This window comes from Streptomyces sp. RP5T (assembly GCF_003933965.1).
In the GTDB taxonomy this organism is placed as follows: Bacteria; Actinomycetota; Actinomycetes; order Streptomycetales; family Streptomycetaceae; genus Streptomyces.
This window is the reverse complement of the sequence record NZ_RSAJ01000272.1, coordinates 1-10,948: the sequence shown is the minus strand read 5'-3', so window position 1 is coordinate 10,948 and position 10,948 is coordinate 1. Positions and strand designations below refer to the sequence as shown.

The following is a 10,948-nucleotide window of genomic DNA, read 5'->3' as shown; positions in this document are numbered from 1 at the left end:
GGCCGGGACCGGGGCCGTGCCTATGTCCGGCGCTTCCCGCGGCGGGGCATCAGCCGCAAGGCCAGTGCCGCCACCACGAGCGGCACCACGCTGACGATGAGCATGGTGAGCCTGAGCCCGTTCGTGAAGTCCAGTCCGAGGTCCAGGCCCGAGGCCTGACGGAGCAGGTTCGGGTCGTACACGGTGCTGCCCGGACTCTGCGCCATACCGCCGCGTACGGCGTCCACGGCCTGCCCGGCCTGTGTCGCCGAGATGCCGCGCGACCGTGCGTCCGACAGCCACTGCCGCTCGAAGAGGAGATTGAGGAGCAGCAGGTAGACGGTGGGGCCGAAAGCGGCGCCGGTCACCGCGAAGGCCATCTGCACGGAGGCCACCGTGCCGGAACGCCCGGGCGGCGCCTGGGCGAGCACCGTCTCGGACACTGATGCGGAGGTGACCACCGATCCGAGGTTGCACAGCCAGACGGCCGGCACGAGCAGCCACACCGCCATCGCCGGGCCGGCGGTGGCCGCTATCAGCAGCCCGCTCGCGGCCATCACCAGAAGCCCGGTGACCATCACCGGCCGCGGGGTGAGCTTCCCGGTCAGGCGCCCGGCCAGGGTCACCGCACCGGCGATCAGCAGGGTGCCGGGCACGTACAGCAGGCCGATGGTGTCGGGGGACAGCGACAGCACCGCGACGCCGAACTGCCCCAGGACGATGCCGAGCCCGGCCACCAGGAAGTTCAGCGTGAAGGTCGCCGCCAGGGCCACGTCGAACGGCGCGCTGCGGAACAACGCCGGGTCCAGCGCGGGTTCGCGAGTGCGGCGTGCGTGCGGCACGAAGAGCAGGGCGGCTCCCGCGCTGACCGCCAGCGGCACCCAGGTTTCGGGCCGGGCCAGGCCGTTCTGTGCCGCGGCGAGGCCGACGACGAGGGCCAGCAGGGTCATCCCGACGAGGGCGACGCCGATCACGTCGACGCGCCGGTGCTGCCGGGCGCGTGACTCCGGGACGTAGCGGGCGGTCAAGAAGAGCGACACCAGCGCCAACACCGGCGTGACCAGGAACAGGAACCGCCAGCCGGCCGCCGCCACCACCCAGCCGGTGACCGCGGGGACCGACCCGGTCAGGACCATCTCGACGGCCATCAGGGCACCGATGGCCGCCGGCCGCCGCTCCGGTGCCACGGAGGCCTTCAGCAGGGCCAGCGGCATTCCCAGCAGCGCGGTCATCCCCAGCCCGGCCAAAAGGCGCATCGCGAGCAGGAAGCCATAGCCGGGGGACAGCACGGACAGCAGATCGGCGACGGTGACGACGGCCAGTCCCAGCATCAGCAGCCGCTTGAGGCCGAGGGTGTCGCCGAGGCTGCCCGCGGCGAGGACGCCGGCGGCCATCACCAGCGTCGCCGCTCCGCTCAGCAGCCCGAGGAGCTCCGGCGGTGGGTGAAGGGCCCGGCTCACCTGGGGCAGGTACAGGCTGAGCACCAGCGGGTCGAGCACCGTGATCGTGAAGGCGATGGCGAGCCCGAGGACAACGGGCGCGGGTGCCGCGCCGGTGCGTGACCCAGATGCCGGCACCGCGACACCTCCCGTGCCTCCACGTCGTATACCGCTCGACGCTAACCCGCCCGCCGCCCGCCATTGGGCTTCCCCGGCCCGACGCGCGGAAGCCGGCACGGCTCCCACCCGTCGGGGCGTACGACCGGCCGGGGCACTCCGGCTCGGCAGGGCCGGGTCACTTGCCAGTACCGGCCTGCCGAACCGACTGAGCGGGTTGCTGCCGCCGGGCAGATGCGCGAGATGACCTGCACCGAAGCGGGTCCGGCCCAGTCCGCCGAAGCCAGCGCACCGCTGAACGCCCGGGAATTCTCCGACGCACTGCAGAACACCGACAACGCCTGGGCCGCCCCCCGAACAGGCCGCGCAGCGCGTGCGCAGCCCTCTGCGTTCCCGCACCCGCGACAGCTGGCCGGCGGAGTCCGGCGAAAACAACGAGGACGACGGCCGGTACGAGGACGACGAGGAAGACCGCGAGCTCACCGCGCAAACGGCTGCGATGCTGCGGGTCGCCCCCGAGGAACTGTCCGAACACGCCTAGAGGCACGTCGCCGACATGGGCGATGCACCGCTCGGGCGTGGCGAGGACCGTGTCCTGGGCTCGCTGCCGCCGATCACCTTTCACCGCGACCGCCGGTGGCGGCGGCAGATGGCCCGCTGTTTCGACGACCCCGGCGCCGAACTCGCCGAGACAGCCACCGTCCGTCCGCGCTGCACCGGCGGGGAGATGACCGAAGCCCACCCCCACCGCTCCGAAGCCACGGTCCAGCTGGCAATGATCAATTACCTGCCCCGCCGCCTCACCGAGGAATCCACCCCGACCTGGCACGGAACCCAGAACCCACGAAAAAGCGGCATCCAGGGACCAGAGGTTGGAGCGAAACGCCCTCTCATGCACTCCTGATGCCGCACTCATACACGACGATCTCGCCTCGAGCCGTACTCGTCGCTAAGAGGGTCGCGCCACTCCCCCGGGCGGGGATACTCACCGCGACGCCTTGGACAGCGAGGCCGATCGGTTCGCCCGTGCCCGCATCCCACGCACGGACGACCTCGTCGGCGCCCGCCGCGAGCAGCAGATCAGTCCCGTCCACGCCAGCCGTCGCGAGAGCGAAGACATAGGTACCAGTCTCCATCGCAGGGCCGACTGGAGCGCCGGTTTCCGTGTCCCACCTCTGAAGGATTCCTTCCTGGTCACTGGAGACGAACAGCGATGTCCCCACAGCCGGGGGCAGCGCCTTGATGATGCGGACCTTGGAGGCAGGGCCCGCCGTCGGCTCTCCGAGGAGGTCTCCGGTCACCGGGTCCCAGCGCCACAGTCGGCCCGCATCATCCCCCGCGACGATCACGCCCTCCTCGGACGGCAAGGGCACGTATGCCACCGCCATCGCAGAACTACCTGCACCGGCCTCAAACCGAGGCGGCTCGAGCGCTGCACCGCTGTTGCCGTCCCACCCGTACACGCTTCCGTCATTACCGGCACCGAGAAGTACCGGCCTGCCACCAAGCTGTCCGGCGCTCAGGGCCCAGACAGTCGTCTCCTCCCAGGCACGTTCCGGGCGGTGACGGCCCGTGAACGCGTCCCACCACTCGACGCCGTCTTCTGTGGCGGCGGCCAGTGACAGCCCTCCGTCTGGAAGCCGTACCAGAGCTGTGTCATTGCAGCCGGAGACCCCCTCTCCGTCGCGCCAGGCCAGTTCTCCCGTACGCACGTCCCAAAACTGGAACTCGGACCCATCCGGCACCGACACGAAGACAAGGACCTGTCCGTCCTGCCCGACCTCCAGAAGAGGGCCGACAGAGTGCCCGAATCCCGCAGAGATACGCCTGATCTCCCGAACCGCCAGTTCTCGCACCGTCCTCCTCCTCACCGGTTCCTGCTCGCTGCTCGTCGTACGCGCCACGACTCTGCGCGCTCGTAGCACCGAACACCCGGACCGGACACGTTCGCGCTTCGACGGCCTGCCAGCATCAGGCCGTCGAAGCGGGTGGCGAACTCCCCGACTGCTGAGATGGTGCGCGGCCCTGAGGATCACGAACCGCTGCAGCCGAGAACGACGGCAGCCACTCCACAGTGCTCGCTTCGGCGGACGATCTGCCAAACCGCACGTCTATCGCCTGTAGGGCTGCACCGTCCACGTGCCGGTCGCCGCATGGAGCACCGCCGAAGCCCCCCACCTGGTGCTCACCCATGTGGCCAGGTGGAACAGCTGTACTGAGAGAGCCGGATGCCTGCGCATCGGTGCGTCACGCGGCGCTGACGCGCAGGACATGAGAGTCCGGGACAATGAGTTCCGGCCTACGCACGGCGACGAGCCAGCGCAACGGCCGCGCTCCCTGTCCGAGAACGGAGGCATGGAGCGGCGGACAGCCTGGTACGGCGCCGTACGAACTCGGTGGGCGGACGTTCCGGGCGGCCGACCGGGCCCGGCGCCGGCGCCCCGTTCGTCCTTTGAAGCGCCCGCCTCACGTCTCCCGTACCGGCGCGTACGCCCCGGCTTCCAAGCCGAAGGTCCAGGCGACACCTGCCTTCGCCGTCCGCGTCGACGGCGGTACCCGCAGCCAGTACGTGCGGTTGGTTCCGTCCGGTTCCGGTGTGGAGTTGAGGACCTCCACCATCACCACGGGTTCGTCGTCGGCCAGGTCGATCCGCCACAGGGTGCCCGTATGGTCCTGGTGAACGGGACGGGCTCCCGAGTCGGTGAGGTAGCGGTCGTAGCCGTAATACTCCAGCATCACGCGCCGCAGTTCGGCGTTCTCCTCGGCGCGGATGCGCTGCGGTGTGAGCGTGCTCAGCTCGGCGAGGAAGGCGGCTGGCACCGGCATTCCGCGCCAGGCGTGCAGGGCGAAACCGTCGGGGTAGGCGAGCGCGGGACCGTCGCCGTGATCGAGCCGTCCCCCCTCGTCGCGGTGCAGGGCGACGGGCCGCTCGGACAGAACTGCAACGCGGGCGAACGGCCACCACCAGCCGGCACTGCGGCACACCGCGGCCAGCGCGGCGAGGGGGCCCTGGTCCGCGGGGAACGCGGCGAGCCACGGCGCGTCGTGCTGTCCCAGAACGGCGTCCAGCAGAAGCAGCCGGACCTCGGCGGCCTCCCGGCCCGAGTCCCGGCCGACCAGGTCCTCAACGACTCCCAAGCGGATGCGGTCCACGAGCAACTGGGTGGAGTTCCACAGCCGACCGCCCGTGGCCGCCCAGTGAGCGGACCAGCCCGCCGCTCCCAACTCGGCGTGCAGCCTGCGCCTTTCCGCTGCCCACGGGGCGCTGCGCACGGCGTCCCGCACGCTGTGCCCGCGCTGGTCCGCGAGTTCGCGGACCAGCGCGACCGCTGCGCGCGGCGAATCCGCCCACACCACACGCTCCGGTTCCGCGAGCCCCGCCAGCCGGTACGCCGACCGCACGGCCTCCTCGGCGGCCGCGCGGTCGGCGGGGCCGGTCGCGGACGCCCACGCACGCCACGCGCCCAACTCGTCTGCGACAACTCGCTCCACGACGGTCACGCCGATGTCTGTCCTGGTCATGTGCTGCTCCACCGCTTCTCCGCCGTCCGCCGTCTGCTGTCTGCTGTCTGCTGTCTGCTGTCTGCTGTTCAGTCCGCCACGATCCGCACGGATCCGGGCACGTACTCGCGCTGTCTGATCACCCGGTACCACCCCTTGGGCAGGGGGATCGCCGCATGCTCCTCGTGCACCACCCGGCCGCCCTGGGGCAGGTGCAGCAGCAGCGGGCCGAACGGCCCCGGCTCCCGCACCAACTCACCGGGCCCGACGACCGCATGGGCATGCCCGGTGACCTCGCCCAGAGCCAGCACGAGCCGGCCCCGGCCGTCGCGCTGCTCCCGGGGAGCGCGGGCCACGTGCGCCGGCACCGCCTCCTCCGTGACCGGCACGATCAGCACGTCTCCCTGTCGGTACATGGCTGTCCCCTTCACCGCCGGATGCACCGCGCACCGGCCTCATGACCACGACCGTAGAAGCCACCACTGACAACGGGCCCCAACCCCGCCCCGATGAACGGCGTTGTCAGTGCCGGTTGGTAGAACTGCGGACATCACAGACCGCTCACTCTTTCTTCCCGGGAGCAGCCGCATGACCATCGGTGACCACCTCGAATCGCTGTACCGGCTGCCTTCCCACGCCTTTGCGGGGCCCGCCGAGCCGACGGACGGCCTACCCGAGCCGGACGCCGTCGCCTGGCGGATCAGCGGCGAGGTGTACGACGGCGACGAGAGCTGGCCGCAGGCGTTCGCCCGTTTCTGCGCCGCCGTCGACACCACCCGGGTGCGGGCCCTGATCGTCGGCGCCTGGCAGGACGCCTACGACAGCGACCCCTCCCCCGTCATCGAGGCCCTCCTCGCCGCCCGGGACCGCTTTCCCGCGCTGCGTGCACTGTTCCTCGGCGACATGGTGATGGAGGAGTGCGAGATCTCCTGGATCAACCAGAGCGACGTCAGCCCGCTCCTCTCGGGCTTTCCCGCCCTGGAGGAGTTCGGCGTGCGCGGCGGGTCGGGGCTCGGGTTCACGGCGCTCACTCACCCGGCGCTGCGCCGGCTCGTGATGGAGACGGGCGGGTTGCCCGTCGAGGTGGTGCGCGGCGTCGGAGCCAGTGACCTGCCCGCCCTCGAGCACCTCGACCTGTGGCTCGGTACGCCGGACTACGGCGGCGACAGCGAGGTGGCCGACCTGGAAGCGATCCTGTCCGGGGCCCGGCTGCCGCGGCTGCGTCATCTGGCCCTGCGCAACAGCGAGATGCAGGACGCGGTGGCCGCGGCCCTAGCAGCAGCCCCCGTCGTGGAGCGCCTGGAGGTGCTGGATCTGTCCATGGGTGTGCTTACGGACGAGGGAGCCGCCGCGCTCCTGGGCGGCCAGCCCCTGACCCACCTCAAGAAGCTCGATCTGCACCACCACTACCTCAGCAAGCCCATGGAGGAGCGGGTGCGGCAGACCCTGGAGCCCGCGGGTGTTCAGGTGAACCTCGACCGCGACGACGCGGAGGAGGACACCGAGGACGACGGCACCGTCTGGCGCTACGTCGCCGTGGGCGAGTGAACACCTCCGTCACGGCCCGACCGGAGCCCGGCGCCGGACCGCGGTTCGCCGTGGTCGGCAATCCCGGCAACCGGCGGGTCTCCCTCTTCGCGGACGCGGTGCGTGCGGCCGGACTGCCCGGCCCGCGCGTCGTCGCCTGGAGCAACGTCCTGCGCGAGGGGGGAGCGGACTTCGCCGCCGACGAGATCGTACGGATCGACTCCCCCGGCGAGGATCCCGAGGTCGACCGGCTGCTGCGGGGTGCCTCGGATCCCACCCGGGTCGAGGGTTCGGGCCGCTGGTACGCCGCATTCACCGCCGCGTTGCGCACCCTGCGCGGCGGTGTGCGCCTGGACCACCCCGCCGATCTCGCCGTGCTGTTCGACAAACGCCTGTGCCATGGCGTCCTCAAGGAGGCGGGGGTCCCCATTCCCGATTCGCCCACCTCCGGGCCAGGCGGCGCGCCGGTGCGCGGCTGGGACGACGTACGCACGCTGATGCGCGAGCACGGCATGCCGCGTCTGTTCGTCAAGCCCGCCCACGGTTCCTCGGCGTCGGGAGTGCTCGCCGTCGAGTCGGGCGGCGGCGGTCGGATCAGGGCCACCACCTCCGTCGAACTCGCCGCGGACGGCGCACTGTACAACTCGCTCAGAGTGCGCCGCTACGACAGCGAGCGGGACATCGCCGTCATCGTGGACGCGCTGGCACCTGACGGGCTGCACCTCGAACGCTGGGTGCCCAAGGCCTCCCAGCAGGGCCGCGCCGCGGACCTGCGCGTGGTCGTCGTCGCCGGTCGGGCCACCCACGCCGTGGTCCGCACGAGCCGTACGCCCCTGACCAACCTGCACCTCGGCGGCAGCCGCGGCGACCTCGGCACCGCCCGCCAGGCCGTCACGGCGGCCGGCGCCCGCTGGGCCGACGTACTGGACGTGTGCGAACGTGCCGCGTCCTGTTTCCCGCGCACCCTGTGCGTCGGCGTGGACCTGCTGCCGGCCGTGGGCTGGCGCAGGTCCTTCGTCGGCGAGGTCAACGCCTTCGGTGACCTGCTGCCCCGGCTGACCGGCCTGCCCGGAAGCGGCGCCGAGGGCCTGGACACCTACGCCGCGCAGGTGGCGGCCGCCCAGCGCGGACCCGCCCGGCTCGGCCCGCTCCACCCGTACAGAACAGGAACACACCATGCCTGAGCCCGACATGAACGAGATTGTGGGCCGCCACGACATCCTCCTGGTCACCCTCGACACACTGCGCCACGACGTGGCCGTCGAGCTGGCGGCCGCCGGGCGCATCCCGAACCTCGCCCGCCATCTGCCCGGCGGTCGCTGGGAGAAGCGTCACGCGCCGGGCAGTTTCACCTACGCCTCGCACCAGGCGATCTTCGCGGGGTTCCTGCCGACACCAGCCGAACCCGGTCCCCACCCACGGCTGTTCGCCGCGAACTTCGCCGGAAGCGAGACGACCGCCGGTGGAACCTTCGTCTACGACACCCCCGACTTCGTCTCGGGGCTGGCCCAGGCCGGCTACCACACCGTGTGCATCGGGGGTGTGGGCTTCTTCAACCAGCAGGGCCCGCTCGGCACGGTACTGCCCGGCCTCTTCCACGAGGCGCACTGGGAAACGGAGTTCGGCGTCACCTCGCCCCACTCCTTCGAGAACCAGGTCGCCCGCGCCGAGCAGACCGTCGCCGCTCTCCCCGCAGAGCAGCGGCTGTTCCTCTTCGTGAACGTCTCCGCCCTGCACCAGCCCAACTGGTTCCACCTGCCCGGCGCGACCCGCGAGGCCGGCGACACCCGCCAAACCCACGCCGCCGCGCTGGAATACGTCGACCGGCACATCGGCCGACTCTTCGCCGCCGCCAGCTCCCGGCGCCACTGCTTCACCATCGTCTGCTCCGACCACGGCACCGCCTACGGCGACGACGGCTACACCGGCCACCGCCTCGGACACGAGTCCGTGTGGACCGTTCCCTACGCCCACTTCCTCCTCGACGCAGCCGAGGCCGCCGACGCCGCCGGGGCCGCCCGATGACCACCATCCAGCCCGTCGGCACCAGCCCGTACCAGCACTACGTGTACGCCTACCCGCACAAGAGCGCCTACCGCAGCCTGCCCGACCGGCCCGCACTGCGGTCCCTGTGGGCGGACCAGGACACCAGCGCCCTCTCCCTCTACCTGCACATACCGTTCTGCGAGGTCCGCTGCGGCTTCTGCAACCTCTTCACCCGCATCGGCGCCCCCGACGGCCTGACCGGCGCCTACCTGGACGCCCTGGAACGGCAGGCCGGCGCCGTACGCGAAGCCCTCGGCGACAGCGACCCGGTGCGGTTCGCGACCGCCGCCTTCGGCGGGGGCACCCCCACCTTCCTCACCGCGCCCGAACTCGGACGCCTCTGCGACATCGCCGAGCACGCCATGGGCGCCGACCTCAGCGCTATCCCGCTGTCCGTGGAGGCCTCGCCCGCCACGGCCACCGCCGACCGCCTCGCCGTCCTGGCCGCGCGCGGCACCACCCGGCTCAGCCTCGGCATCCAGAGCTTCATCGACTCCGAAGCGCGGGCCGCCGTACGCCCGCAGCGCCGCGCCGACGTCGAAGCCGCACTCACCCGGATCCGCGACAGCGGCATCCCGGTCCTCAACATCGACCTCATCTACGGCATCGACGGCCAGAGCGAACAGACCTGGCTGCAATCCCTTGAAGCGGCCCTCGCCTGGAACCCCGAGGAGCTCTACCTCTACCCGCTCTACGTCCGCCCCCTGACCGGACTCGACCGCCACCGCCCCGACCCCGGCCCCGATCCGGCCTGGGACGAACAGCGACTGCGCCTGTACCGAACCGGCCGCGACCACCTCCTCGCCCTCGGCTACACCCAGCACTCCATGCGGATGTTCCGCCGCACCGACGCCCCGCAGCACAGCACGGACGACTACGCCTGCCAGACCGACGGCATGATCGGCCTGGGCTGCGGCGCCCGCTCCTACACGTCCGGGCTGCACTACTCCTTCGACTACGCGGTCGCCATGCACGAGATCCGCGGGATCATCGACGACTACGTGGCCACCGACGACTTCCACCACGCCGAGGTCGGCTACCGCATGGACGCGCACGAAGCGCGCCGCCGGCACCTTCTCCAGTCCCTCCTGCAGGCCGAGGGCCTGCCCGTCGACGACTACCGGGCCCGCTTCGCCGCCACGCCCCACGACGACTTCGGCACCCAGCTCCAACTCCTCACCGACCGCGGCTGGCTGGCCGACACGCCCTCCACGCACCTGCGGCTCACCCCGGAGGGACTCGCCCACTCCGACGCCATCGGGCCCCAGTTGTTCTCCCCCGCGGTCCGGGCCGCCATGGCCGCCTACGAGCGGAAGTGACCGGCCCCGTGGATCTGACAGTCCTGTACCGCGGTCCCCTCGCCTCCTGCGACTACGACTGCCCCTACTGCCCGTTCGCCAAGCGACGCGACTCCACCGCCCAACTCCGCGCCGACCGCGCCGCCCTTCAACGCTTCGCACAATGGGCCGCACACAGCGACGACCAGCTTTCACTGCTCTTCACACCATGGGGCGAAGGACTCGTCCGCTCCTGGTACCGGCACACCCTCGCGGAGCTGTCACATCTGCCGCACATCCGCCGGGTCGCCATCCAGACCAACCTCAGCTGCCGCACCGACTGGCTCGCCGAGGCCGACCACGACACTCTCGCCCTGTGGTGCACCTACCACCCCGGCCAGACCCCTTACGACCGCTTCCTCACCAAATGCCACGACCTCGCCGAGCGCGGCATCCGCTTCAGCGTCGGCGTCGTGGGACTGCCCGAGCACCTGGACGCGGCCCGCCGACTCCGCGCCGACCTGCCCGAACACATCTACCTCTGGATCAACGCCGCCGAAGGTCACAGTTATCACGACACCGAGGCCGACCAGTGGACCGCCCTCGACCCCCTCTTCCCGTACAGCCGCCACCCGCACAACAGCGCCGGTCTGCCCTGCCGCACCGGCGAGTCCGTGATCTCCGTCGACGGCGACGGCACCGTCCGCCGCTGCCACTTCATCCCCACCGAACTGGGCAACCTCTACGACGACTCCTACCGCACCGCCCTGCGCCCCCGAGCCTGCCCCCTCTCGGTGTGCGACTGCCACATCGGCTACGTCCACCTGGAGACCCTGCCGCTGTACGACGTCTTCGCCGGCGGCGTCCTCGAACGCATCCCGGCCACACTCCCCCTCCCACGCAACACCCGCGCCCTCACGATCACGACCCGGGCGCCACACAACTGAACAACCGCCATCCCGCCGCCGGGCGTTCCGGGACAAGAGGCCCGCATCAAGAAGGCGGACAGGGCCACGCACACGATGTCGCGTAGACCAGCCCCATGACGGAGGAGGCAAGAGG

General features: G+C 71.3%; 10 protein-coding genes and 1 pseudogene. 7 read left to right on the top strand and 4 right to left on the bottom strand.

Annotated elements, in window-relative coordinates:
- Positions 1-20: 20 nt before the first annotated feature.
- Positions 21-1,556 carry an MFS transporter gene (locus EHS43_RS25560; protein WP_125193111.1) on the bottom strand — a complete coding sequence of 512 codons (1,536 nt, stop codon included), beginning with the start codon at positions 1,554-1,556 and terminating at the stop codon, positions 21-23.
- Positions 1,557-1,908: 352 nt separating this feature from the next.
- On the opposite strand from EHS43_RS25560, the gene EHS43_RS46625 reads away from it, so the two are divergent.
- Together EHS43_RS46625 and EHS43_RS48815 are read left to right on the top strand one after the other, a co-directional pair.
- Positions 1,909-2,076 (top strand): hypothetical protein, encoded by a 168-nt coding sequence (locus tag EHS43_RS46625; protein ID WP_185806403.1) that lies wholly within the window; start codon positions 1,909-1,911, stop codon positions 2,074-2,076.
- Between the two features lie 192 nt (positions 2,077-2,268).
- A pseudogene (locus EHS43_RS48815) lies at positions 2,269-2,367 on the top strand (IS5/IS1182 family transposase); the annotation flags it as partial.
- 58 nt (positions 2,368-2,425) lie between these two features.
- On the opposite strand, the gene EHS43_RS25550 reads toward EHS43_RS48815, so the two are convergent.
- The 3 genes from EHS43_RS25550 to EHS43_RS25540 form a co-directional block, all read right to left on the bottom strand.
- Positions 2,426-3,391: a WD40 repeat domain-containing protein gene (locus tag EHS43_RS25550; protein WP_125193110.1), complete on the bottom strand. Its 966-nt coding sequence runs from the start codon at positions 3,389-3,391 to the stop codon at positions 2,426-2,428.
- A 610-nt stretch (positions 3,392-4,001) separates the two neighbouring features.
- Positions 4,002-5,057, bottom strand: a complete 1,056-nt coding sequence (locus EHS43_RS25545; RefSeq protein WP_125193109.1) for a DUF6745 domain-containing protein — start codon at positions 5,055-5,057, stop codon at positions 4,002-4,004.
- Between the two features lie 68 nt (positions 5,058-5,125).
- Positions 5,126-5,452, bottom strand: a complete 327-nt coding sequence (locus EHS43_RS25540) for a hypothetical protein (protein WP_125193108.1) — start codon at positions 5,450-5,452, stop codon at positions 5,126-5,128.
- Between the two features lie 172 nt (positions 5,453-5,624).
- On the opposite strand from EHS43_RS25540, the gene EHS43_RS25535 reads away from it, so the two are divergent.
- The 5 genes from EHS43_RS25535 to EHS43_RS25515 are packed head-to-tail and all read left to right on the top strand — an operon-like array spanning position 5,625 to position 10,833.
- Positions 5,625-6,584, top strand: coding sequence for an STM4015 family protein (locus EHS43_RS25535; RefSeq protein ID WP_125193107.1), 960 nt, complete (start codon positions 5,625-5,627; stop codon positions 6,582-6,584).
- Positions 6,581-7,747, top strand: coding sequence for an STM4014 family protein (locus EHS43_RS25530; RefSeq protein WP_125193106.1), 1,167 nt, complete (start codon positions 6,581-6,583; stop codon positions 7,745-7,747). The genes EHS43_RS25535 and EHS43_RS25530 overlap by 4 nt, the downstream gene beginning before the upstream one ends.
- 7 nt (positions 7,748-7,754) lie before the next feature.
- Positions 7,755-8,588: an STM4013/SEN3800 family hydrolase gene (locus EHS43_RS25525; protein ID WP_185806404.1), complete on the top strand. Its 834-nt coding sequence runs from the start codon at positions 7,755-7,757 to the stop codon at positions 8,586-8,588.
- Positions 8,585-9,928 (top strand): STM4012 family radical SAM protein, encoded by a 1,344-nt coding sequence (locus tag EHS43_RS25520; protein ID WP_125193104.1) that lies wholly within the window; start codon positions 8,585-8,587, stop codon positions 9,926-9,928. Before EHS43_RS25525 ends, EHS43_RS25520 begins: the two co-directional genes overlap by 4 nt.
- 8 nt (positions 9,929-9,936) lie before the next feature.
- Positions 9,937-10,833 carry an STM4011 family radical SAM protein gene (locus tag EHS43_RS25515; RefSeq protein ID WP_125193103.1) on the top strand — a complete coding sequence of 299 codons (897 nt, stop codon included), beginning with the start codon at positions 9,937-9,939 and terminating at the stop codon, positions 10,831-10,833.
- The last annotated feature ends 115 nt before the right edge of the window (positions 10,834-10,948 follow it).

Bases quoted from the DNA above. Each gene is read 5' to 3' on its own strand.
- EHS43_RS25520 (WP_125193104.1), top strand. From the start codon at position 8,585: ATGACCACCATCCAGCCCGTCGGCACCAGCCCGTACCAGCACTACGTG.
- EHS43_RS25540 (WP_125193108.1), bottom strand. From the start codon at position 5,452: ATGTACCGACAGGGAGACGTGCTGATCGTGCCGGTCACGGAGGAGGCG.
- EHS43_RS25545 (WP_125193109.1), bottom strand. From the start codon at position 5,057: ATGACCAGGACAGACATCGGCGTGACCGTCGTGGAGCGAGTTGTCGCA.
- EHS43_RS25535 (WP_125193107.1), top strand. From the start codon at position 5,625: ATGACCATCGGTGACCACCTCGAATCGCTGTACCGGCTGCCTTCCCAC.
- EHS43_RS25525 (WP_185806404.1), top strand. From the start codon at position 7,755: ATGAACGAGATTGTGGGCCGCCACGACATCCTCCTGGTCACCCTCGAC.